The sequence below is a fragment of the Actinosynnema sp. NPDC037264 genome (assembly GCF_055603705.1).
This window is the reverse complement of record NZ_JBVJVK010000006.1, coordinates 102,369-125,371: the sequence shown is the minus strand read 5'-3', so window position 1 is coordinate 125,371 and position 23,003 is coordinate 102,369. Positions and strand designations below refer to the sequence as shown.

At 72.5% G+C, this 23,003-nt stretch carries 21 protein-coding genes; 16 read left to right on the top strand and 5 right to left on the bottom strand.

The window, feature by feature from the left end; translation table 11 throughout:
• Positions 1-906: a LysR family transcriptional regulator gene (locus tag ACZ7GX_RS10030; protein ID WP_498774871.1), complete on the bottom strand. Its 906-nt coding sequence runs from the start codon at positions 904-906 to the stop codon at positions 1-3.
• A gap of 72 nt (positions 907-978) precedes the next feature.
• Between ACZ7GX_RS10030 and ACZ7GX_RS10025 the strand changes: the two genes are divergently transcribed.
• The 3 genes from ACZ7GX_RS10025 to ACZ7GX_RS10015 are packed head-to-tail and all read left to right on the top strand — an operon-like array spanning position 979 to position 4,266.
• Positions 979-1,608 (top strand): succinate dehydrogenase cytochrome b subunit, encoded by a 630-nt coding sequence (locus tag ACZ7GX_RS10025; protein ID WP_498774869.1) that lies wholly within the window; start codon positions 979-981, stop codon positions 1,606-1,608.
• 1 nt (position 1,609) lies between these two features.
• Positions 1,610-3,523 carry a fumarate reductase/succinate dehydrogenase flavoprotein subunit gene (locus ACZ7GX_RS10020; protein ID WP_498774867.1) on the top strand — a complete coding sequence of 638 codons (1,914 nt, stop codon included), beginning with the start codon at positions 1,610-1,612 and terminating at the stop codon, positions 3,521-3,523.
• Complete coding sequence (locus ACZ7GX_RS10015) at positions 3,520-4,266, top strand: succinate dehydrogenase/fumarate reductase iron-sulfur subunit (RefSeq protein ID WP_498774865.1); 747 nt, start codon at positions 3,520-3,522, stop codon at positions 4,264-4,266. Before ACZ7GX_RS10020 ends, ACZ7GX_RS10015 begins: the two co-directional genes overlap by 4 nt.
• Here the strand turns inward: ACZ7GX_RS10015 and ACZ7GX_RS10010 are convergent.
• A complete protein-coding gene (locus tag ACZ7GX_RS10010; protein WP_498774863.1) occupies positions 4,242-5,090 on the bottom strand; it encodes a YeiH family protein in 849 nt (282 codons plus the stop codon). The two genes, ACZ7GX_RS10015 and ACZ7GX_RS10010, sit on opposite strands and share 25 nt — an antisense overlap.
• 11 nt (positions 5,091-5,101) lie before the next feature.
• Between ACZ7GX_RS10010 and ACZ7GX_RS10005 the strand changes: the two genes are divergently transcribed.
• The 3 genes from ACZ7GX_RS10005 to ligA are packed head-to-tail and all read left to right on the top strand — an operon-like array spanning position 5,102 to position 8,930.
• On the top strand, positions 5,102-6,034 hold the full coding sequence (locus ACZ7GX_RS10005; RefSeq protein WP_498774861.1) for a LysR substrate-binding domain-containing protein: 933 nt from the start codon (positions 5,102-5,104) through the stop codon (positions 6,032-6,034).
• Positions 6,035-6,046: 12 nt separating this feature from the next.
• The gene (locus tag ACZ7GX_RS10000; RefSeq protein ID WP_498774859.1) at positions 6,047-6,697 is read left to right on the top strand and encodes a hypothetical protein; all 651 of its coding nucleotides are present in this window, start codon (positions 6,047-6,049) and stop codon (positions 6,695-6,697) included.
• A gap of 31 nt (positions 6,698-6,728) precedes the next feature.
• On the top strand, positions 6,729-8,930 hold the full coding sequence (ligA, locus tag ACZ7GX_RS09995) for an NAD-dependent DNA ligase LigA (protein WP_498774857.1): 2,202 nt from the start codon (positions 6,729-6,731) through the stop codon (positions 8,928-8,930).
• Between the two features lie 601 nt (positions 8,931-9,531).
• Here the strand turns inward: ligA and ACZ7GX_RS09990 are convergent.
• Positions 9,532-9,984 carry a phosphatase domain-containing protein gene (locus ACZ7GX_RS09990; protein WP_498774855.1) on the bottom strand — a complete coding sequence of 151 codons (453 nt, stop codon included), beginning with the start codon at positions 9,982-9,984 and terminating at the stop codon, positions 9,532-9,534.
• 141 nt (positions 9,985-10,125) lie between these two features.
• On the opposite strand from ACZ7GX_RS09990, the gene ACZ7GX_RS09985 reads away from it, so the two are divergent.
• Positions 10,126-10,632 carry a GNAT family N-acetyltransferase gene (locus ACZ7GX_RS09985; RefSeq protein ID WP_498775214.1) on the top strand — a complete coding sequence of 169 codons (507 nt, stop codon included), beginning with the start codon at positions 10,126-10,128 and terminating at the stop codon, positions 10,630-10,632.
• Here the strand turns inward: ACZ7GX_RS09985 and ACZ7GX_RS09980 are convergent.
• Positions 10,613-11,023 carry an SWIM zinc finger family protein gene (locus tag ACZ7GX_RS09980; RefSeq protein ID WP_498774853.1) on the bottom strand — a complete coding sequence of 137 codons (411 nt, stop codon included), beginning with the start codon at positions 11,021-11,023 and terminating at the stop codon, positions 10,613-10,615. The two genes, ACZ7GX_RS09985 and ACZ7GX_RS09980, sit on opposite strands and share 20 nt — an antisense overlap.
• A 26-nt stretch (positions 11,024-11,049) precedes the next feature.
• Here ACZ7GX_RS09980 and ACZ7GX_RS09975 point away from each other — a divergent pair, with 26 nt between their 5' ends.
• A complete protein-coding gene (locus tag ACZ7GX_RS09975; RefSeq protein ID WP_498774851.1) occupies positions 11,050-11,757 on the top strand; it encodes a 3-keto-5-aminohexanoate cleavage protein in 708 nt (235 codons plus the stop codon).
• A gap of 50 nt (positions 11,758-11,807) precedes the next feature.
• Positions 11,808-12,446 (top strand): LysE family translocator, encoded by a 639-nt coding sequence (locus ACZ7GX_RS09970; protein ID WP_498774849.1) that lies wholly within the window; start codon positions 11,808-11,810, stop codon positions 12,444-12,446.
• Positions 12,447-12,527: 81 nt separating this feature from the next.
• Here the strand turns inward: ACZ7GX_RS09970 and ACZ7GX_RS09965 are convergent, their stop codons facing one another.
• On the bottom strand, positions 12,528-13,181 hold the full coding sequence (locus ACZ7GX_RS09965; protein WP_498774847.1) for an ACT domain-containing protein: 654 nt from the start codon (positions 13,179-13,181) through the stop codon (positions 12,528-12,530).
• Between the two features lie 225 nt (positions 13,182-13,406).
• Here ACZ7GX_RS09965 and gatC point away from each other — a divergent pair, with 225 nt between their 5' ends.
• The 7 genes from gatC to ACZ7GX_RS09930 all read left to right on the top strand — a co-directional run bounded on the left by gatC (position 13,407) and on the right by ACZ7GX_RS09930 (position 22,966).
• Positions 13,407-13,706 carry an Asp-tRNA(Asn)/Glu-tRNA(Gln) amidotransferase subunit GatC gene (gatC, locus tag ACZ7GX_RS09960; protein ID WP_015104569.1) on the top strand — a complete coding sequence of 100 codons (300 nt, stop codon included), beginning with the start codon at positions 13,407-13,409 and terminating at the stop codon, positions 13,704-13,706.
• A 34-nt stretch (positions 13,707-13,740) separates the two neighbouring features.
• Positions 13,741-15,255, top strand: a complete 1,515-nt coding sequence (gene gatA / locus ACZ7GX_RS09955) for an Asp-tRNA(Asn)/Glu-tRNA(Gln) amidotransferase subunit GatA (protein WP_498774845.1) — start codon at positions 13,741-13,743, stop codon at positions 15,253-15,255.
• Positions 15,252-15,443, top strand: a complete 192-nt coding sequence (locus ACZ7GX_RS09950; protein ID WP_498774843.1) for a hypothetical protein — start codon at positions 15,252-15,254, stop codon at positions 15,441-15,443. Before gatA ends, ACZ7GX_RS09950 begins: the two co-directional genes overlap by 4 nt.
• Positions 15,440-16,942 (top strand): Asp-tRNA(Asn)/Glu-tRNA(Gln) amidotransferase subunit GatB, encoded by a 1,503-nt coding sequence (gatB, locus tag ACZ7GX_RS09945; RefSeq protein ID WP_498774841.1) that lies wholly within the window; start codon positions 15,440-15,442, stop codon positions 16,940-16,942. Before ACZ7GX_RS09950 ends, gatB begins: the two co-directional genes overlap by 4 nt.
• Before the next feature lie 470 nt (positions 16,943-17,412).
• Positions 17,413-17,694, top strand: coding sequence for a hypothetical protein (locus tag ACZ7GX_RS09940; RefSeq protein ID WP_498774839.1), 282 nt, complete (start codon positions 17,413-17,415; stop codon positions 17,692-17,694).
• Between the two features lie 212 nt (positions 17,695-17,906).
• On the top strand, positions 17,907-20,402 hold the full coding sequence (locus ACZ7GX_RS09935; RefSeq protein WP_498774837.1) for a CHAT domain-containing protein: 2,496 nt from the start codon (positions 17,907-17,909) through the stop codon (positions 20,400-20,402).
• A 95-nt stretch (positions 20,403-20,497) separates the two neighbouring features.
• Positions 20,498-22,966, top strand: coding sequence for a M14 family zinc carboxypeptidase (locus ACZ7GX_RS09930; RefSeq protein ID WP_498774835.1), 2,469 nt, complete (start codon positions 20,498-20,500; stop codon positions 22,964-22,966).
• Positions 22,967-23,003 lie beyond the last annotated feature (37 nt).

Below are 23,003 nucleotides of genomic sequence, written 5' to 3'. Positions count from 1 at the left end.
TTACGACCCCACCAGGTGAACCCCCGAGGGCATTTCCGCACCGCGCAGGAACGCCAGCAGCACGCTCTGGAACGCGCGCCCGGCCGACGTCGGCGCCACGTCGGTCCGATGCGCCAGGGCCACCGTCCGCGTGGTCGCCGGGGTCAGCGGCGTCCCGTGCAACGACCGCGTGGCCAGCACCGTGCTCGGCACGATCGCCACCCCCAAACCCACCTCCACGAACCGCAGCACGGCGTCCATCTCCCCGCCCTCCACCGCGAACCGCGGCTCGAACCCCGCCTGCCGGCACGCCGCCAACGTCGTCTCCCGCAGGTCGTACCCCGGCCGGAACATCACCAGCGGCTGCTCGCGCAGGTCCGTCAACCGCATCCGGGGCACGCCCAGCGGCGCCGCCGACGCCACCACCAGCTCCTCCCGCAGCACCGGCACCACCGTCAACGCCCGGTCCGCGTCCGCCGGCGACACGATCACCAGCGCCAGGTCGAGCTGCCCCGCCTCCAGCGCCGCCACCAGGTCGCGCGACCCGCCCTCCGTCACCGACACCTGGATCCCGGGGTACGCGTCGTGGTAGCGCTTGATCACGTCCGCGAACAGGCTGACGCACAGGCTCGGCGTCGCACCGACCCGCACCCGTCCCCGCCGCAGCCCCACCAGCTCGGCCACCTCGAGCCGCGCCGTGTCCACATCGGACAGGATCCGGGCGGCCACCGGCAGCAGCGCCTCACCCGCCGGCGTCAACGTGACGTTCCCGCGCGCCCGGCTGAACAGCTCCGCGCCCAGCTCCTTCTCCAGCGCGTGGATCTGCTTGGACAGTGAGGGCTGCGCCACACGCGCCTCCGCCGCCGCGCGCGTGAAGTGCCGCGTCCGGGCCACTGCCAGGAAGTACACGAGCTGCTGCAGCGTCATAGCCCCAGGCTATCTTCAGGCAGCTCACGATGTATTGGACGACTCGTCACACCGGTTCCTAGCGTCAGCGACGTGGACACGATCGGGCTCTACCGCACCACCGTCGGCAAGAAAGTCGTCATGGCGGTCACCGGCGCCGGACTGCTGCTGTACGTCGTCGTGCACATGCTCGGCAACCTGACCGTCTTCTCCGGCGCGGACGCGATCGACGGCTACGGCCGGTGGCTGCGCGAGATCGGCGCGGTCTGGCCGACGCGGGTCGCCCTGCTCGCGTGCGTGGGGCTGCACTTCGCCGCCGCCTACCAACTGACCGCGAAGGCGCGCAGGGCCAAGGGCCGGTACGAGCACCGCCGACGCGTCCAGGGCAGCTACGCGGCCCGCACCATGCGCTGGGGCGGCGTGATCATCGCCCTGTTCGTGGTCTACCACCTGCTCGACCTCACCGCCGGGTGGCTCAACCCCCACGGCGTGCCCGGCGAGATCCACGCGAACGTCGTCGCCGACTTCCAGCACTGGTACGTGGTGCTGGCGTACGCGGTGGCCGTGCTCGCGCTGGGTTTCCACATCCGCCACGGCGTGTGGAGCGCCACGCAGACCCTCGGCGTCACCACCTCGCGCGTGATCGGCCTCGGCGTCGCCGTGGTCGTCTGCGCCGGTTTCCTCTCCGTTCCCTTCGCCGTCTTCACCGGATTGGTGAGCTGACATGTCCTACACCGAAGGCGCGCCGATCGCCGACCAGCGCGTGCCCGCCGGGCCGATCGAGACCCGCTGGGACCGCCGCCGCTTCTCCGCCCGCCTGGTCAACCCCGCGAACCGGCGCAACCGCAGCGTGATCGTGGTGGGCACCGGCCTCGCGGGCGGCTCGGCCGCGGCGACGTTGGCCGAGCTCGGCTACCAGGTCAAGTCGTTCTGCTACCAGGACAGCCCGCGCCGCGCGCACAGCATCGCCGCGCAGGGCGGCATCAACGCGGCCAAGAACTACCGCAACGACGGCGACAGCGTGCACCGGCTGTTCTACGACACGGTCAAGGGCGGCGACTTCCGCTCCCGCGAGTCGAACGTGCACCGGTTGGCGCAGATCAGCGTCGAGATCATCGACCAGTGCGTGGCGCAGGGCGTGCCGTTCGCCCGCGAGTACGGCGGCCTGCTCGACACCAGGTCGTTCGGCGGCGCGCAGGTCTCCCGCACGTTCTACGCCCGCGGCCAGACCGGCCAGCAACTCCTCCTCGGGGCCTACCAGGCCTTGGAACGGCAGATCGCCGCCGGACGCGTCGAGATGCACCCGCGCACCGAGATGCTCGACCTCATCGTGGTGGACGACCGGGCGCGCGGGATCGTCGTGCGCGACCTCGTCAGCGGCGCGGTGTCCACCCACTTCGCGGACGCCGTCGTGCTCGCCACCGGCGGCTACGGCAACGTGTTCCACCTCTCCACCAACGCCAAGGGCTGCAACACCACCGCGATCTGGCGGGCGCACCGGCGCGGCGCGCTGTTCGCCAACCCGTGCTTCACCCAGATCCACCCGACGTGCATCCCGATCAGCGGCGACCACCAGTCGAAGCTCACCCTGATGAGTGAATCCCTGCGCAACGACGGCCGCGTGTGGGTGCCGCGCGACCAGCACGACACGCGTGCGCCGAACGACATCCCCGAGGCCGACCGGGACTACTTCCTGGAACGCATGTACCCGGCGTTCGGCAACCTCGTGCCGCGCGACATCGCGTCCAGGGCCGCCAAGAACATCTCCGACGAGAAGCGCGGCGTCTACCTCGACTTCGCCGACGCCATCCGCCGACTCGGGGCGCTCGCCGTCGAGCAGCGCTACGGGAACCTGTTCGAGATGTACCAGCGGATCACCGGCGACGACCCGTACCGGACGCCGATGCGCATCTACCCGGCCGTGCACTACACGATGGGCGGGCTGTGGGTCGACTACGACCTGCGTGCCACGATCCCCGGCCTGTACGTGATCGGCGAGGCGAACTTCTCCGACCACGGCGCGAACCGGCTGGGCGCGTCGGCGCTGATGCAGGGCCTGGCGGACGGCTACTTCGTGCTGCCCGGCGTGATCGGCGACTACCTGGCCGACGCGCCGTTCGGGCCACTCGACGACAGTCACCCGGTCGTGGCCGACACGGTGTCCGAGGTGCGCGGTCGGGTGAAGACGTTGCTGGCCGTGAACGGTGACCGCACGGTCGAGTCGTTCCACCGCGAGCTCGGCCGGCTGATGTGGGACGAGTGCGGCATGGAGCGCGACGAGGCGGGGCTGCGCAAGGCGTTGGAGCGGATCCCCGAGCTGCGCGAGGAGTTCTGGCAGCGGGTGAAGGTGCCCGGCGACGGCGAGCGGCTCAACCAGGAGCTGGAGAAGGCCGGCCGGGTCGCGGACTTCTTCGAGCTGGCGGAGCTGATGTGCGTGGACGCCCTGCACCGCGCCGAGTCGTGCGGCGGGCACTTCCGGTCGGAGAGCCAGACGCCGGACGGCGAGGCGTTGCGGGACGACGCGAACTACTCCTACGTCGCCGCGTGGGAGTACACGGGCGTGGGCCGACCACCCGTGCTGCACAAGGAAGAGCTGGTCTTCGACCACGTCACGCCGAGCACCCGGAGCTATTCGTGAAGCTGACCCTGCGGATCTGGCGGCAGAGCGGCGCCACCGGGCGCCTGGTGGAGTACGCCATGGACGACCTGTCGCCGGACATGTCGTTCCTCGAAGCGCTGGACGTGCTCAACGAGCGGTTGATCACGTCCGGGCAGGAGCCGGTGGCGTTCGACCACGACTGCCGCGAGGGCATCTGCGGCATGTGCGGGATGATGATCAACGGGATGGCGCACGGGCCGGAGAAGGCCACCACGGCGTGCCAGCTGCACCTGCGGCACTTCCGCGACGGCGACGTGGTGACCGTGGAGCCGTGGCGGGCCGAGCCGTTCCCGGTGGTGCGCGACCTGGTGGTGGACCGGTCGGCGTTCGACCGGATCGTGGCGGCCGGCGGGTACATCAGCGTGCCCGCGGGGTCCGCGCCGGACGCCCACGCGACGCCCGTGCCCAAGCCGGACGCGGACACGGCGTTCGAGGCGGCGGCGTGCATCGGCTGCGGCGCGTGCGTGGCGGCGTGCCCCAACGGGTCCGCGATGCTGTTCACCGCCGCGAAGGCCACCCACCTCGGCGTGCTGCCGCAGGGTCAGCCGGAGCGGTACTCGCGGGCGCGGGACATGGTCGCCGAGCACGACGCGTCGGGCTTCGGCGGCTGCACGAACACCGGCGAGTGCACGTCGGCGTGCCCCAAGGGCATCCCGCTGACCACCATCGCCCGGCTCAACGCCGACCTGCTGCGCGCTCACACCACCCGCAGCGACAGGTAACCCGTCCCGCACACCAGGAGCGTGGAGAGCAGCCCCAGGAGGAGCGCCCTGGGGCTGGTCCGCACGAGGCTCTTGAGCCGCACCGACGTGCCCAGGCCGAACAGCGCGGCGGCCAGCACGACCGTCGTCGCGGTACCGGCCACGTCCACGACAGCAGCCGGCACCAGCGGGCTGACCAGCATCAACGCCAGGAAGCCGAGCAGGAAGCCGGGCACCGGCGGAGCGCCGCGACCGCCGACACCGGCCACGATCGGCGCCAACAACGCCACCCGCCCGAGCTTCACCGCCATCGCCGTCGCCAGACCGCCGGCCGGTGCGGCGGCGGCCACCTGCGCCACCTCGTGCACGCTCAGCCCGATCCACTGCGGTGAGGCGTGCAGCAGCGGCAACGCGACCATCGCCAGCGTGCCGTAGAGCGTGACGAGGGCGACGCTGGTGGCCACGTGCTCGTCCTCGCGGTCGACCCGCCCCTCGACGGCGGCGATGGCCGACGCGCCGCAGATCGAGAAACCGCTGGCCACGAGGATGTACAGGCCGCGTGGCAGGCGCAGCCAGCGGCCGAGCAGCACCGTGCCGAAGAACGTCACCGAGACCGTGGCCAGGATCGCCACCAGAACGCCCGGTCCCAGGTTGAGGAGTTGCACGACGGACAGTTGCAGACCGAGCAGCACCACCCCGGTGCGCAGCAGCTTGCGCGTGACGCCGCTCAGATCCGGCAGGCGTCCACCCACCAGCACACCCAGGACCAACGCGGCGATCAGCACACCGTCCAGCCTCCGTCGGCGCGGGCGCTTCCGGTAGGCGGCAGTCGACCCCGCGGTCATACCCTGGGGCTATGACCCCGGACCTCGAATCGCTGCGCCTGCTGGTGCTCGTCGGGGAGCTGGGCAGCCTCGGCCGTGCCGCCGAGCAGCTCGGCATCGCGCAACCGTCGGCGAGCAAGCGGCTGTCCACCCTGGAACGGCGACTCGGCGTCGTGCTGGTCGACCGGGGCCGGCGCGGCTCCGTGCTCACGCCCGCCGGCGTGGTGGTGACCGAACGGGCGCGGCGGGTGCTGGACGAGGTCGCCGGGCTCGTGGAGGGCGCACGGGCGCTGCGGTCGGCGCAGGAGGCCGAGCTGCGGGTCGCCGCGAGCATGACCGTGGCCGAGCACCTCGCGCCGAGCTGGATCGGCGAACTGCGCCGCGCCCGACCCGACCTGCGCGTGGGACTGCGGGTGACCAACTCGGAGACGGTCGGCGCCCTCGTCCGCGACGGCGCGGTCGACCTCGGGTTCGTCGAAGCGCCAGGCCCCCTACCAGGGCTTTCGTCGCGGGAAGTGGCCGTGGACCGGCTCGCGGTGATCGTCGCGCCCGGCCACCCGTGGTCCCGCCGGCGACGGCCGCTCACCCCGCCGGAACTGGCCGCGACACCGCTCGTGATGCGCGAACGCGGCTCCGGCACCCGCGACACGCTCGACCGGGCGTTGCCCGACGCGTGCCCGCCCGCGCTGGAACTCGGCTCCACCACGGCGGTGCGCGGCGCGGTGGTCGCCGGCGTCGCCCCCGCCGTGCTGAGCGTGCTCGCCGTGGACGTCGACCTCGCCGAGGGCCGACTGGTCGAAGTGCCCGCGGAACTCGACCTCCGACGCGTGCTGCGCGCCGTGTGGCCCGGCGGGCGCAAGCTCGTGGGACCCGCCGCGGAACTCCTCGCCGTGGCCGACCGCCGCGGCCGGCCGCCGCGGTCCGGCGCCGCCGCGGATCCGGGCACGGCCGCGGTCCGGCCGTAGTTCAATGGAGCCATGAGCTGGTTCCGCCGACGCACCGAACCCGAACCCGCGCCCGTCCACCTGCCCAACCCGGCCGAGGCCGCGGTGGCGTTCTGGCAGGAGTGGTTCGAGCTGCTGCCGACCGTGAGCGCGGCCCTGGGCGACGGCGAACCGTTCCGCGTGGAGGGCGACCTGGGCGCGATGGTCGCCGCCATGCACCCCGACCTGGAGTTCTCCCTCGAACGCGGCCACCGCGCGATCTACGCCCTGGTGATCACCGGCCGTGAAGACCCGAAGCTGCGGCCCTACACCGACGCGTGGATCGCCGCCGCGCCGGCCGAGGACATGATCTGGGAGTACCACGACTCGGTGCCCGCGGTGCCGGACCCGACCCTGGTCACCATCAACCTCGGGCCGCGCCGGATGCGCCTGGCCGACGTGCGGGTGGTCGCGCAGGTCTCGGACGGCCTGGTGGACGTCGCCGTCTACCACCCGGAGTTCGCCGGCCTCGACGACAAGGCCAGGCAGACCATGACGTTCCTGCCCTTGGACGTCACGCTCGGTGAGCGACTGGCCGGTGAACGACTCGGCCGGGTGGAAACCGCGTCCGCCGAGCCGGAGGGCACGATCGGCCTGCTGGAACTGCGCGACCTGGTCCGGGCGATCGCCGAGGATCCCTCCTGAAATTGTCGGACCCCCTCGATACCCTCATGCCGTGACCAGCAGCGACTCGTTGAACCCGGCCCAGGCTCCCGCCGAGGGCGTCGAGGACGTGCCCGTCGACGTGCGCGTGCGGCACGCCGCGTTGGCCGAGGTGGTGCGCGGGCACCAGTTCCGCTACTACGTCCTCGACTCGCCGACGGTCAGTGACGGCGAGTTCGACGCGCTGCTCCGGGAGTTGGAGGCGCTGGAGCAGGCGCACCCCGGGCTCGCCACGCCCGATTCGCCCACGCAGCTCGTCGGCGGCACGTTCTCGACCGAGTTCAAGGCGGTCGACCACCTGGAGCGGATGCTCAGCCTCGACAACGTGTTCTCGGCCGAGGAGCTGCAGGGCTGGTTCGAGCGGGTGCGCAAGGAGGTCGGGGCGGACGCGCACTTCCTGTGCGAGCTGAAGGTCGACGGCCTGGCGATCAACCTGCTCTACGAGCACGGGGTGCTGGTGCGCGCGTTGACCCGGGGTGACGGGCGGACCGGCGAGGACGTGACGCTCAACGTCCGCACCCTGGAGGACGTCCCGGATGTGCTGAGGGGCACCGACGAGTACCCCGTGCCCGAGCTGGTCGAGGTGCGCGGCGAGGTGTTCTTCGCCGTGGAGGACTTCCTGGAGCTGAACGCACGGCTGGTGGAGGCGGGCAGACCACCGTTCGCGAACCCGCGCAACACCGCCGCCGGGTCGTTGCGGCAGAAGGACCCGAAGGTGACGGCGTCGCGCCGGCTGCGGATGATCTGCCACGGGCTGGGCAAGCGCGAGGGGTTCGAGCTCACCCGGCAGTCCGAGGCGTACGAGGCGCTGAAGGCGTGGGGGCTGCCGGTGTCGCCGCACACCGCGGTGCTGAGCACGTTCGAGGAGATCAGCGCGCACGTCGCGCACTGGGGCGAGCACCGGCACGACGCCGTGCACGAGATCGACGGCGTGGTCGTCAAGGTGGACGAGGTGTCGTTGCAGCGGCGGCTCGGCAGCACGTCGCGCGCGCCGCGGTGGGCGATCGCGTTCAAGTACCCGCCGGAGGAGGCCACGACCACCCTGCTGGACATCAAGGTGCAGGTCGGCCGCACGGGCCGCGTGACGCCGTTCGCGGTGATGGAGCCGGTGAAGGTGGCGGGTTCGACGGTCGCCCGCGCCACCTTGCACAACGCCAGCGAGGTCAAGCGCAAGGGTGTGCTGATCGGCGACCGCATCGTGATCCGCAAGGCCGGCGACGTGATCCCCGAGGTGCTGGGGCCGGTGATCGACGCCCGGCCCGATGACGCCTACGCGTTCGAGATGCCCCTGACGTGCCCCGAGTGCGGGCACGAGTTGCGCCCGATGAAGGAAGCGGACGTCGACATCCGGTGCCCCAACGCGGCCGGGTGCCCGGGTCAGCTGCGCGAGCGGTTGGCGTACCTGGCGTCGCGGTCGGCGTTGGACATCGAGGTGCTGGGCTTCGAGGCGGCGGCGGCGCTGGTCGACTCCCCGGTGTACGGCGACGAGGGCGACCTGTTCGACCTCGACGCGGACAAGCTGGCGCGGGTCGCCCTGTTCCGCACCAAGGACGGCGAGCTGACCGCGAACGCCGTGAAGCTGCTGGACAACCTGGAGACGGTCAAGCAGCGTCCACTGTGGAGAGTCCTGGTCGCCCTGTCCATCCGCCACGTGGGCCCCACCGCGGCCCGTGCGCTGGCGCGGGAGTTCGGTTCCCTGGACCGCATCGTCGCCGCGACGGAGGAGGAACTGGCCGCCGCCGAGGGGGTGGGCCCGACCATCGCCACGGCCGTGCGCGAGTGGGTCGAGACACCGTGGCGTCAAGCCGTCGTGGCGAAGTGGCAGGCCGCGGGGGTGCGGATGGCCGAGGAACGGGACACTTCGGTCCCGCGCAACCTGGAGGGGTTGTCGATCGTGGTGACGGGTTCGCTGGAGACGTTCTCGAGGGACGAGGCCAAGGAGGCGATCCTGTCGCGCGGCGGCAAGGCGGCGGGTTCGGTGTCGAAGAAGACGGCGTTCGTCGTCGTGGGCGAGTCGCCGGGTTCCAAGGCGGAGAAGGCGGAACAGCTGAAGGTCCCGATCCTGGACGAAGCAGGCTTCCGCATCCTGCTGACGAGCGGACCGGAAGCCGCCACCAAGGTCGCCACCATCGCCGAGGACCCCACCGGATACCCCACCGAAGACCTCGCCGACCCCCCACCTCTCACCGACCACTCCACCACCCCCACCACCTAACCTCAACCCCCACGCCGCCCTGACCAGCAACTTCCCCAACTACACCAACCACGACCGAGTGATCACGATAGGAGGACCAAATCAAAACACCGTTATCCGCCACCTGAAACGTCGGTTGAAACAACGAGGCCGGCAACCAACCCCCGCCCCACCCCCACCAACCCCCGCCCCACCCCCACCAACCCCCGCCCCAACCCAACCCGGCCGGCCACTCCAAGCAGCCGGCCACTCCAAGCAACTGACCGCTCCAGGCAGCCAGCCACTCCAAGCAGCCGGCCGCTCCAGACAGACGGTGGTCGTCTCCCGGAACTCCCTCCAGCCCGTGCCTCCAGCCAACGTCGCCCGCAGCACCCCACTTCTGCGCCTCGCCGTCCAGCGAAACCCGCCCGCCGCGCCACAGCCCGCCCGCCACGCCGCAGCCCGCCCACCGTGCCGCAGCCCGATCAACGGGTCCTGCTCGGCCAACGGGTCCTGCTCGGATCCTGCTCGGCCAACCCTCCACCCCCCGCAAGGGCATGACAGCTCGCGCGAGCGTCCTCCTCGGTGAGGTGTCAGGGATGTCGCCCACCAACACAGCCCGGCGAGAACGGCCGCCAAGCGGTTAACCCGCCGACGTCACATTCGGGAAGCGTGCGACCCACCGCTTCTGCCACGGCGTTTCCACCGCACGCCGGTTGTAGTTGGTCCGCGCCCACGCCACCGCGTCACCCGACGGGACGCCCGCCAGCACGGCCAGGCACGCGATCACGGTGCCCGTCCGCCCGACCCCGCCGCCGCACGCCACCTCGACCCGCGCACCGGCGACGGCCCGTGCGTGCAGGTCCCTGATCAGCACGACGGCGTCCGCCGGCGCCTTCGGCAGCCGGAAGTCCGGCCACTCGACCCACTCGTGCTTCCACGAAGGAGCGTCCACGCGGGCCATCACCGCGCGTCGCATCCGAGGCGATCCCAAGTACAGGCCGTAGTCGGGCGTGCCCTCAGGTGTGGGGTTCCGCAAGCCCCGACCGCGCACGAGAGCGCCGTCGGGCAGTTCGATCGCACCGGGAAGGCTCATCGCCCCATCATCGCGACCCGCAGTCTTGCGGCCAAAGGCAGGTGCCGCGGACGACATCGGGCCGGAATCTTGATCGCACCGTGTCGGGGCAGTTGTCTGGACGACAATCGGGGACTGTCCGATGACGTGGAAGGGAACCAGATGGCCGACATCGTGGTGAGGCCCGCCAGGGAAGACGAGTGGGCGGCGGCGGGTGCGATCACCGTGGCCGCCTACCAGGCCGACCGCCACATCGACAGCCACACCGGCGGGTACGCCGACACGCTGGTCGATACGCGCACCCGTGCCCGCGAGGCGGAACTGCTGGTGGCGGTGGACGTCGAGAACACCGTGCTCGGCACCGTCACGGTGGTCCGGCCCGGCACCCCCTACGCCGAGGTCAGCAAGGACGGCGAAGTGGAGTTCCGGATGCTCGCGGTCAGCCCGTCGGCACGGGGCCGTGGCGTCGGCGAAGCGTTGGTGCGCGCGGTGATCGTGCGGGCGCGCGAGCTCGGCGCACACCGGCTGGTGATGAGCAGCTCCGAGCACATGACCACGGCGCACCGCCTCTACCAGCGGCTCGGTTTCCAACGACGTCCCGATCGCGACTGGCGGCCGGTGCCCGGCGTGGACGTGACCGCGCTCGGGTTCAGCCTCGAACTCGCATGATCTCGTCGCGCAGCGAGCGGTCCCGCGCGGCCCGGTCGTAGAGCAGTTCCACCAGCGTCGCGTGGTCGAGCTCGGCGAGGCGGACGCGCAGCTCCTCGTCCTCCGCGTCCGGCGGCGGCACGGTCAGGCCCCGCTCCAGCAGCACCAGGCCGACCGCGACGCAGTGCTTGCAGAAGAAGCCCTGCGACCCGTACGGGCAAGTGCACGCGCCGGCCAGGCGGGTGTCGTCCCACTGGAGCGTCACCCGGTACTCGGCCGCGCCGACCACGACGCCTTCCACGTGCCGCGAGCGCACGGCCAGCTCGACCACGGCGTCCCGGTAGGTCAGCCCGCGCCAGTACGACTTGGCGCCCGCGTGGTGGCGCAGCAGGGCTGAGGTCAGCGTCGGCATGGCGGTATCCAACACCTTGTGGTTCGGTGGGTTTCGTGCTCCAGGCCTGTCTGAACGGCGCCCGGGAGCCGGGCAGCCACCCTAGTGTGCCGATCACGCCGCAGCAGCTGGCGGCCGACGCCGCGGCGTGCGGCGAGCTGGGCGTGACGTCCTTCCACGTGCACCCGCGTGACGTGGTGGGCTTGGAGGTGCTGGCCGGCCCGGAGGTCGCCACTTCGGTGTCCGTGGTGCGGTCCCTGGTGCCGCACGCGGAGATCGGCGTGACGACCGGCGCGTGGATCGTGCCGGACCCCGTGCGGCGGGCGGAGCTGGTGCGCGGGTGGGCGGGGCTGGCGGCGGGACGTCCGGACTTCGCGTCGGTCAACGTCCACGAGGACGGGTGGCTCGCCGTCGCGGAGGCGTTGCACGACGCGGGCATCGGCATCGAGCTGGGCGTGTTCCACGTCGAGGCGGCGCGGACGTTGCTGGAGGTCGGCGTGCCGCCGGGGACGGTGCGGGTGCTGGCGGAGGTGCAGCCGGGGGAGACCCCGGAGGACGCGGCACGGCTGCTCGACCTGCTGGGGCCGCTCGGGGCGCCGATCCTGCTGCACGGCGAGGACGACAGCGCGTGGCCGGTGCTGGACTACGCGGTGACGCGCGGGCTGGACACCCGGATCGGCCTCGAGGACACGCTCACCTCGCGTGACGGCACGCCGGCGGCGGACAACGCGCAGCTGGTGGAGCTGGCTCTCTGACGCGGGAAAACCACTGGTAGCGCGGTCGCGTGCCGTGGTTTCGTTGCGCCATGGTGTCCACCGACCGGCTTCTCGCCTTCGCGGCCATGTCGTTCCTGCTGATCGTGATACCGGGGCCCAGCGTCCTGTTCGTGGTCGGGCGGGCGTTGGCGCAGGGTCGCCGGGCCGCGTTGATCACGGTCCTGGGGAACACGCTCGGCGCCTACGCCCTGGTCGTGGCCGTCGCGTTCGGCGTCGGGGCGATCGTCGAGCGGTCGGCGGTCGTGTTCATGACGTTGAAGCTGGCCGGCGCCGCGTACCTGGTCTACCTGGGGGTGAAGGCGGTGCGGCAGCGCGCGTCGCTGCACGCGACGTTCACCGCCGGCGGTCCGGCGCGGGGCGGGCTGCGCACGTTGTGGGAGGGCTTCGCGGTCGGCGTGGCGAATCCCAAGACGATCGTGTTCTTTGCCGCCGTGCTGCCGCAGTTCGTGGACCGCGCGCAAGGCCACGTCATCGCCCAGATGCTGCTGCTCGGGCTGGTGTTCAACCTCATCGCGGTGGCGTCCGACAGCGTCTGGGGCCTCGCCGCCGCCACCGCCCGGACGTGGTTCGCCCGCTCACCCCGCCGGCTGGCCCTGGTGGGCGGCGCCGGAGGCCTGGCCATGATCGGCCTGGGCGTCACCATCGCCACCACGGGCCGCCAGGACTGACCGCCCGCGTGGCGAACCTCCAGGACCGCCGAATTCACCGGACGTGGAACTCGGGGGTCCTGAGCGTTCGACCGGCGCGGGTCAGTCGGGGAGGACGACGGAGACGATGCCGGCCAGGTGCGCCAGGCGGGCGACTTCGGCGGCGCGGAACATCGGGCCGCCCGGGCGGCCCACCAGCAGGACGCGGTCCGGCTTGCCCAGCGGGGTGGCGGCCAGCTCGGTGCCCAGTTCCTGCCACGTCTCCGGCACCCACGAGTCCTCGCCGTCCAGGACGGTGGCACGGGCCAGGGGCAGCCACGGCGGGGTCTGCAGCTTGGTCTCCGGAGCGGCCGAGGAGGAGGTCAGGCGGTGCACGGCGCCGCCGTCCCACGACACGACCACCGCCCACCCCGCGCGGATGATCTTCGGCACGCCCTCGGTGAACACCGCGAGCCCGTTGCGGGGGTCCTCGGCGACCTCCTCCACCAGCTCCAGCTCGCGGTGGGTGTCCAGCACGCCGGCGTACGGCCGGACCGCGTCCACCTCGACGCCTTCGATGGACTCCGCGGCCGTGATCAGCACGTCGGGCAGCCGCCCGGACGGCAGCTCGACCACCAGGTCGTCGATGGCCAGGCCCGCCCCGCGCTCCACCACGTCCACGCTGAGGATGTCGGCCCCGATCTCGCCGAGCGCGGAGGCGACCGCGCCCAGGGTGCCGGGACGGTCCGGGAGCTGGACCCGGATCAGGAAGGACACGGTGCACGCCTCCAAAGGCTGTGGTGGAGCATCGAGGTGGAAACTCGCCGGTCGATGATTCTCGCAGACGCAGCTTCGCTTTCCGACCCACCAGGCGCGTTGCGCGCGGGTAAAATCGCGCACCCACGCGCGCGAGCGCGGGTAACCCGGTCGGAGGTCGGCCTGACCAGCCAATAGACTCGGCAGGTCCCAAATCCGAAAAACCGACCCACGGGGGTTGACGAGGTGCCCAGCATCTCCCGCGACGAGGTCGCGCACCTGGCCCGCTTGGCGAGGCTCGCCGTCACCGACGACGAGCTGGACCTGTTCGCCGGCCAGCTCGACGTGATCCTGCAGTCGGTGGCCACGGTGGGCGACATCGCCACCGCGGACATCCCGCCCACTTCGCACGCCGTTCCGCTGACCAACGTGTTCCGCGAGGACGTGGTGCGTCCCAGCCTCGGTCAGCAGCAGGCGCTCGCGGGCGCCCCCGCCGCCGAGGACGGACGCTTCCGCGTGCCCCGCATCCTGGGGGAGGAAGCATGACCGCCGACGTTATCTTCCGCGCGGAGGCGGAATCATGAACAGTCTGATCCGCAGCACCGCCGCCGAGCTCGCGGCCAAGATCGCGAGCCGCGAGGTCTCCGCGGTGGAGGTCGCCCAGGCGCACCTCGACCGGATCGCCGAGGTCGACGGCGCGGTCAACGCGTTCCTGCACGTCGACACCGAGGGCGCGCTCGAGGCCGCCCGCAAGGTCGACGACGACATCGCCGCCGGCGCGCACGTCGGTCCGCTGGCGGGCGTGCCGATCGCGCTCAAGGACGTGCTCACCACCGAGGGCGTGCCGACCACGGTCGGCTCGAAGATCCTCGAAGGCTGGGTCCCGCCCTACGACGCCACGGTCACGCGCAGGCTGAAGGAAGCCGGCGTGGTGATCCTCGGCAAGACCAACATGGACGAGTTCGCGATGGGCTCCTCCACCGAGAACTCCGCGTACGGCCCGACCCGCAACCCGTGGGACCTGGACCGCATCCCGGGTGGCTCGGGCGGCGGCTCGGCGGCGGCGCTGGCCGCGTTCCAGGCGCCGCTGTCGATCGGCACGGACACCGGCGGCTCGATCCGCCAGCCCGGCGCGGTCACCGGCACGGTCGGCGTGAAGCCCACCTACGGCGGTGTGTCCCGGTACGGGCTGGTGGCGTTCTCGTCCTCGCTGGACCAGGCCGGGCCGTGCGCCCGCACGGTGCTGGACGCGGCCCTGCTGCACGAGGTCATCGCCGGGTACGACCCGATGGACTCCACCTCGATCAACGCACCCGTCCCGCCCGTGGTGGCCGCCGCGCGCGAGGGCGCGAACGGCGACCTGTCCGGCGTGCGCGTCGGCGTGGTCACGCAGTTCAGCGGCGAGGGCTACCAGCCCGGCGTGCTGCGCAGCTTCGAGGCGGCCGTGGCGCAGCTCAAGCAGCTCGGCGCGGAGGTCGTCGAGGTCTCGTGCCCGAGCTTCGACTACGCGCTGCCCGCGTACTACCTGATCGCGCCGAGCGAGGCGTCGTCCAACCTGGCCCGCTTCGACGCGATGCGCTACGGCATCCGCGTGGGCGACGACGGCACCCGCAGCGCCGAGGAGGTCATGTCGCTGACCCGCGAGGCCGGTTTCGGCCCCGAGGTGAAGCGACGCATCATGATCGGCACGTACGCGCTGTCGTCGGGCTACTACGACGCCTACTACGGCTCGGCGCAGAAGGTGCGCACGCTGATCAGCCGCGACTTCGAGGCCGCGTTCGCCACCGTGGACGTGCTGGTCTCGCCGACCACGCCGACCACCGCGTTCCCGATCGGCGAGCGCACCGGCGACCCGATGGCGATGTACAAGGCCGACCTGTGCACGATCCCGGCGAACCTGGCCGGCAACGCCGCGATGAGCGTCCCGAGCGGACTGTCCGACGAGGACGGCCTGCCGGTGGGCCTGCAGATCATGGCGCCCGCGTTGCAGGACCACCGGATGTACCGGGTGGCGGCGGCGTACGAGGTGGCTCGGGACGCGGCGCTGGGCGCGACGGTGATCAGCGGCGTGCCGCAGTTGGCGGGTGTGCGGTGAAGCGGGCCCGTACGGTGCTGGCCCTCGTCGGTGCCGCGGGCGCGGCGACCAGCGCGTTCTCCACGTTGAAGGCGGCTCGCGGCAAGAACGACAAGCTCGCCCTGGCCAACGCGGCGGCGAGCATCCTGGTGGCGATCACGGGCGCGGCGCTGGCCGTGCGGGGTCTGCGGAAGGACGGGAAGGCATGACGTCGGTGCACGAGCTGATGGACTACGCCGAGGTCATCGAGCGCTTCGACCCGGTGCTGGGGTTGGAGGTGCACGTCGAGCTGCACACCAACACCAAGATGTTCTGCGGCTGCGCGAACGTCTTCGGCGGCGAGCCGAACACGCAGGTCTGCCCGGTCTGCCTGGGCATGCCCGGCGCGCTGCCCGCGGTCAACGGCACGGCGGTGGAGTCGGCGATCCGGATCGGGCTGGCGCTCAACTGCGAGATCGCCGAGTGGTGCCGGTTCGCCCGGAAGAACTACTTCTACCCGGACATGCCGAAGAACTTCCAGACCTCGCAGTACGACGAGCCGATCGCGTTCAACGGCTTCCTGGACGTGACGCTGGACGACGGCTCGCTGTTCCGGGTCGAGATCGAGCGCGCGCACATGGAGGAGGACACCGGCAAGTCGTTGCACGTCGGCGGCTCGGACGGCCGCATCCACGGCGCGGAGCACTCGCTGCTGGACTACAACCGCGCCGGCGTGCCGCTGATCGAGATCGTCACCAAGCCGATCACGGGCACCGGCGAGCGCGCGCCCGAGGTGGCGCGCGCCTACGTCACCGCGTTGCGCGACCTGTTGAAGGCGCTCGACGTGTCGGACGTGCGGATGGACCAGGGTTCGCTGCGCTGCGACGCGAACGTGTCGCTGATGGCCAAGGACGCGACCGAGTTCGGCACGCGCACCGAGACCAAGAACGTGAACTCGCTGCGCAGCGTCGAGCGGGCGGTGCGGTTCGAGATGACCCGCCAGGCGGCGCTGCTGGCGGCCGGCGGCACGATCACGCAGGAGACCAGGCACTTCGACGAGTCGACGGGGTCCACCTCGTCGGGCCGCACGAAGGAGACCGCGGAGGACTACCGGTACTTCCCGGAGCCCGACCTGGTGCCCATCGCGCCCTCGCGCGAGTGGGTGGAGGAGCTGCGCGGCACGCTGCCGGAGCTGCCGTGGGAGCGCCGCAAGCGCGTGCAGCAGGAGTGGTCGCTGACCGACGCCGAGCTGCGCGACCTGGTCAACGCGGGCGCGGTGGACCTGGTGGCGGCCACGGTGGAGGCGGGCGCGACGCCCGCCGAGGCCCGGTCGTGGTGGGTGGCCTACCTGACCAAGGAGGCCAACGCCCGCGGCGTCGAGCTGGCCGAGCTCGGCATCACGCCGGCGCAGATCGCGCGGGTCATCGCGCTGGTGAACGCCGGTGAGCTGACCAACAAGCTCGCGCGCGAGGTCGTCACGGGCGTGCTGGACGGCGAGGGCGAGCCCGAGGCCGTCGTCGAGGCGCGCGGCCTGAAGGTCGTCTCGGACGACTCCGCGCTGGAGAAGGCGGTGGACGAGGCGCTGGCGGCGCAGCCGGACGTGGCGGCGAAGATCCGCGACGGCAAGGTGGCGGCGGCCGGCGCGATCGTCGGCGCGGTGATGAAGGCGACGAAGGGTCAGGCGGACGCGAAGCGCGTGCGCGAGCTGATCATCGCCCGCTGTTCGTAGGGGTCGGTTCGGCGGTGGGGCGGTGTCGCGGTCGCGGCGCCGCCCCACCGCCGTTTTCGCGTCCGCGGGGGATGGGTCCACGCGGGAGCGGTCCATTCGGGATTCGTCCTACTCGGACACTGTTCGTCACCATTTCGGGACGGCCCGTGTCCGAACCGGAAATGACCCGGGTGTGATTCCACGTCGGACGGACCGGGTGGACGCGCCTTATTGCGGACCCTGGGTGCCTGCAGCCTGTTAACACATTCCTCCATTCGAGTGGTAACACTTTCCGAACGGCCCCTCCCGTGCTGGTCAGCGAAGCTCAAGATCGACACGTTGGTCGCTCTCGGTAAATTTCCACCTCCCCAGGTGCGTCCATCTGTGTCAGGCTTGGGCCGTTCGGCAGGGCCGGGGGGCCACCGAAACGACCTGGATCAGCCGCCGAGGATCCCCCGATCAGGGGGTCCCGTTGTAGGGGAGGCAACGTCATGACCCGCACTGACCCGAAGCTCGTCGCCGAGATCGACGCCATCGAGGGCGACGTCGTCGACGGGGCCGTCGACACCGATCAGAGCACCACGGACCTGGTCGACATCAGTGGGCTGGAGCCGACCGGCGGCCCGTACAAGCCGACCACCGACGACCCCGAGGTCGAGCGGCTCGTCAAGCCGATGGGCGGCCCTTACAAGCCGACCGGTGACCCGGAGACGAACGGTGGCCCGTACAAGCCGACCACCGACGAGCCGGCGGCCGTCACCCAGACGAAGTAATACGGGTCGCCGACAATCACGGTGACGTCACGCTGAATGCCGCCGGCCACAGGTCGGCGGCATTCCTCTGCCGCTTGTGATCTCATATGAGCGTGCCTGGCGAAACGCGTGGCTCCTCCGGACCGGATCACGCCGTCAGACGGGCCCGGCAGTTGCACCGCCGCGCGCTGGACGCGGCCACCGCCGACCGCCACCCGTCCGCCATCCGGCAGATGCGGAGGGGTCTGGCGCTGCTGGAGGCGCCCGGGATCGACCCCCAGGAACGCCTCGAGGTCCGCACCCGGCTGCTCAACACGCTGGCGTTCTGCCTGGCCGAGACGGGCAAGGTCGACGACGGCCTCACCCAGCTCGCCGGCGTCGACGCCGAGCTCGCCGGGCTGCGGGACGAGGAGCTGCGCGCCCACCTGTCGACCCTGGTCAACCTCAACCGCGCGGCCCTGCTGTGCCGGGTCGGCCGCATCGACGAGGGCATCGCCCAGCTCGACCGCGAGATCGAGCGCAGCGCACGGCGCCTGCCCGAGCACGCCGACCCCGAAGCCGTCGACCTGCTCGCGCTGGCCCTGTCCAACCGGGGCAACGCGCACGGCGAGGTGCACCGCTACGACAAGGCCGCCCGCGACCTCGACCGCGCGGTCGAGCTCGCCGACGCGCACGGCCTGCCCCTGCGCGCCGCGATCGCCAAGCACGCGCTGGGCAACGCCGTGCAGCGCGCCGGCGACATCCCGGCCGCCCTGCGCCACTACCACGAGGCCAACCGGGCGTTCCAGGACCTCGAACCCGGCCTGCTGCTGCGCCTGCGCATCGACCAGGCCGAGGCGATGATCAGCGTCGGCCTGGCCGACGAGGCGGGCCGGCTGCTGGACGAGGTGCTGCCGGAGCTGCGCCGCCAGCGCATCGGGCAGGACGTCGCCGAGGCCGAGCTGTTCCGCGCGGCGGCGGCGTTGCAGGACGGGGACCTCGTCCTGGCCCGGCGGATGGCGACCTCGGCGCAGCGCAAGCTGGTCCGGCGCGGCAGCCCGGCGTGGGCGGCGGTGGCGGGGCTGATCGCGTTGCGGGTGGACGTGGTCCGCGCGCTCGGCTCCCGGCGCCCGGTCGCCGGGGTGGTGCGCCGGGCGGTCGAGCTGTCCGCCGAGCTGTCCGCGTTGAAGCTGCACGACCAGTCGGCGTTCGCGCTGGTGCTGGCCGCACGGCTGGAGATCCGGCGCGGCGACCCGGACCGCGGCGCCGACCTGCTGCGCAGCGTGCCCAAGACGCGCCGGATCACGCCGATCGACCACCGGATGCTGCTGCGGCTGTGCCGGGCGGAGCTGGCGCTGGCCCGCGGCAACCAGCGGGTGGCGCTGGCGCAGGCCAAGGCGGGGCTGGCCGAGCTGGGCCGGATGCGGGACCGGCTCGGCGGGCTGGAGCTGGTGTCCGGCACCGCCGTGCACGGCCGTGAGCTGGGCGAACTCGCCGTGCGCCTGGTGCTGGGCGGCACGGACTCGGCGGCCAACGCCAAGCGCCTGTTCACCTGGCTGGAGCGCACCAGGGCGCAGCTGTACCGGTACGACCCGGCCGTGTCCACTGTGGACTCCGAGCTGGGCGAGCGGATCGCCGAGGTGCGCACGCTGAGCCGGGCCCTGCTGCGGGCCCGGCTGGACGGCCTGCCGACCGGCGAGCTGGAGTCGCGGCTCAAGGCGAGCCAGCGCGCCGCCACCCGGATGGGCTGGAGCGCCAGCCCGTGGGGCACGCCGCGCCCCGTCGTCACGCCCGAGGAGGTGCTGTCCCGGCTGGACGGGCGGGCGATGGTGAGCTTCGCGGTGTCCGGCGACGAGCTGATCGCCGTGGTGTTCGCGGGCGCCCGCGTGCGCATGGTGCGCCTCGGGTCGGCCGCCGGTGCCACCGAGGGCGCGCGCCGCCTGCACGCCGACCTCAACGCGCTCGCGCCCGACCACCTGCCGCCGCCGTTGGTGGAGGTCATCTCGGCGTCCGCGCGCCGTGAGGCGGAGAAGCTGGACCGGCTGCTGCTCGGCCCGCTGGCGCCGATGATCGGCGACCGGTCGCTGGTCGTGGTGCCGACCGGCGCGCTGTACGTGGTGCCGTGGGGCGTGCTGCCCACCTGCGTGAACCGGCCGACGACGGCGGTCCCGTCGGCCACCGCGTGGGTGTCGGCGATCCGCCAGGAGCGCGACCACGTCGAGGGCGTGCTGCTGGTGCGCGGTCCCGGCTTGCAGGCCGCGCAGGGCGAGATCGACCGGCTCGCGGGCTACCACGGCGACGCGAAGCTGCTCGGCGTCGACGAGGCCAAGGTCGGCGCGGTGCTGGAGGCGTTGGACGGGGTCGAGCTGGCGCACATCGCCGCGCACGGCGAGCACGAGCCGGAGAACGCGCTGTTCTCCCGGCTGGAGCTGGTGGACGGCGCGATGTTCGCGCACGAGGTCGGCCGGGTGCGCCGCCCGCCGCACCAGGTCGTGCTGGCCGCGTGCGAGCTGGCGCTCAACCGGGTGCGGCCCGGCGACGAGCCGCTCGGGTTCGCGGGCGCGTTGCTGGCAGGCGGCGCGCGGACGGTGATCGCCGCGTCCAGCCGGGTCGGCGACCAGCCCTCGGCGGCGGCGATGGCCGACTTCCACCGCAACCTCGCGGGCGGCGCGTCGCCCGCGGTCGCGCTGGCCGAGGCGGTCGCGGTCGACCCGCTGCGTCGCCCGTTCGTGTGCCTCGGTTCGGGGTAGCGCGGCTGACCAGCCATTCGACCGGTTGACCTGGATCACCCGCACCCACTAGTCAGGGTGGAGGAGTTCCTCGGCGATCACCCCTAGGGGGCCCGGTGCGCTGGTTGACGCTCACGGTGCTGTTGCTGGCCACGATGACCACCCCCGCGACCGCCGCGCCCGATGCCGGCCGGGCGCACGAGCCGGGCAACGGGCCCGAGCGCAACCAGGTCGCCGCCGTCGACCCGCCGCTGCACGCCACCGCGCGCGGCGACAACCGGCCCGACGCCAACCCCGGCTACCCGCGCCGCACGCTGCTCCGCGCGTACCCGGAGGACCAGGCCGACCGGGCGATCAAGCTGGGCCTCGCGCCGTACCACGCGCTCGCGCCGCGCCTCAACGACCTGCAACGGCGCAGCGACCGGGTGTCCGTCGAGGTCGTCGGCCGCTCCACGCTGGGCCGCGACCTCTACCTGGTCACGCTCACCGCGCCGGAGACGCCGGCGGAGACCCGAAGGCAGGACGCGTGGCGCGACCGGATCGAGAACGACCCGACCCGCGCCGCCCGCGACATCTTCCTCCGCACCGGCTACAAGGCCCCGGTGTGGATCAACGCCAACATCCACGGCGACGAGTGGGAGGGCACCGACGGCGCGCTGCGCGTGATCGAGGACCTCGCCTCCGACCCGGCCGCCGGTGACTTCCTGCGCCGCCACCGGGTCTACGTGAACCTGACCGCGAACCCGGACGGCCGGGTGGCCGGCACGCGCGCCAACGCGACCGGGTTCGACCTCAACCGCGACTTCGTCACCTCGTCGCAGCCGGAGTCGCGGGCGATGCGGGACGTCGTCAAGCGCATCCAGCCCCTGCTGGTGCTCGACGAGCACGGCTACGTGGCCAACACGCTGATCGAGCCGACCACGCCGCCGCACGGCCAGAACTACGACTTCGACCTCTACATCGGGCACGGCTACGCGGGCGGCCTGCGGATGGAGGACGCGGTCCAGGCGCTCGGCCACCCCGAGGCGGCCTCGCCGGAGATCCCGTTCCGCGACTACGAGCCGGGCGTGTGGGACGGCTGGGCGCCGATCTACACCGCGCAGTACTCGATGTACCACGGCGCGGTGTCCTACACGATCGAGATCCCCATGCGCGTGAACCGGGGCGACTACACGACACAGCCGGTGACGGAGTTGCGGCGGCGTTCGGCCATCAACACCGACGTCGTCGAGGCGACGATCCGCAGCGCGCTCACGTACGTGAACGAACACCGGTCCGCCATGGTGGACAACCAGATCGAGATGTTCCGCCGCGGCCTGGCGGGCGAGCCGCAGCGGGCCGTGCCGGACGGCTTCGTGCCCGGCTTCGGCCCCGAAGACCGCTACACCACGGAGTTCCCGCGCGGGTACGTCATACCGGTGGGTGACGGGCAGCGGTCCGGGCAGGCCGCCGCACGGCTGGTCGACCACCTGGTGGCGCACGACGTCCGGGTGAAGCGCGCCGACCGACCGTTCACGCTGGGTGAGCGCTCCTACCCGGCCGGGTCCTACGTGGTGGACCTGCACCAGCCGAAACGGGCGCTGGCGAACGTGATGCTGGAGGCGGGCCGGGACATCTCCGCCACCGTGCCGGTCATGTACGACATCAGCGGCTGGAGCCACCGGCTGCTGTGGGGCGCGTCGGTGGACGTCGTGCGGGACGGGCCGCTGGACGTGCGCGGGCGGGAGGTGTCGGCGGCGTCGCCCTCGGGCTCGCTGCGGGCGCCCGAGGGCAGCGACCTGGCGCTCGTGCTGGCCGACGGCAAGGACGTGGCGGCGGTGAACGACCTGCTCGCGCGGGGTGTCGGGCTGCGCAGGCAGGACGACGGCACGATCGTGGTGCCCGCGTCGGCGCGGTCGGCGGCCGAGGAGGTGTCGGACCGGTACGGGGCGCGGTTCACGGCGGCGGCGCCGGGCGGTGCGCCGCTGCGGCGTCCCGTGGTGGCGGGCGCGGTCGCGGCCGACGAGCTGAAGGCGTTGCGGGACATGGGCTTCGACATCCGGCCGGTGTCGACGGCGGTGCTGGAGCAGGGGTTCGACCTGTCCGGTGTCGACGTGCTGCTCGTGTCGTCGGGGTTGCGGTACGACCAGCTCGGCGCACCGGCCAGGGCGGCGGTGGACGGGTTCCTGGCGCGCGGCGGCGTGGTGACGCGCGGCGCGACGGGTGTGCGGTTCAACGCCGACGCCGGGGTGCTGCCGGTGCGCGCGGTCGCGGGCCGGGAGGACGCGAACGGCGTCGTCTCGGTGGTGGACGAGGCGGGCGCGGTGGGCCACTCGTTCGTCTACGCGCCGTACTGGTTCACCGACCTCGGGGCGGGCGTGAGCGCGCGGCAGCGGTACCAGGGGCTCGTCGCCGGGCACTGGGCGGCCCGCCCGGACGGCTCGGGGGGCAGCCGTGACGCGGCCGGGCAGGCGGCGGTCGTCGCGGGCACGTCGCCGCGGGGCGCGCGGGCGGTGCTGTTCGGCACCGAACCGCTGTTCCGCGACCACCCGAAGGGCCTGTACGCGCAGGTGGCGGACGCCATCTACCGCACCACGGCCCCCTGACCGCGCTGCGACACCTGACCCGCGCTGCGACACCGGA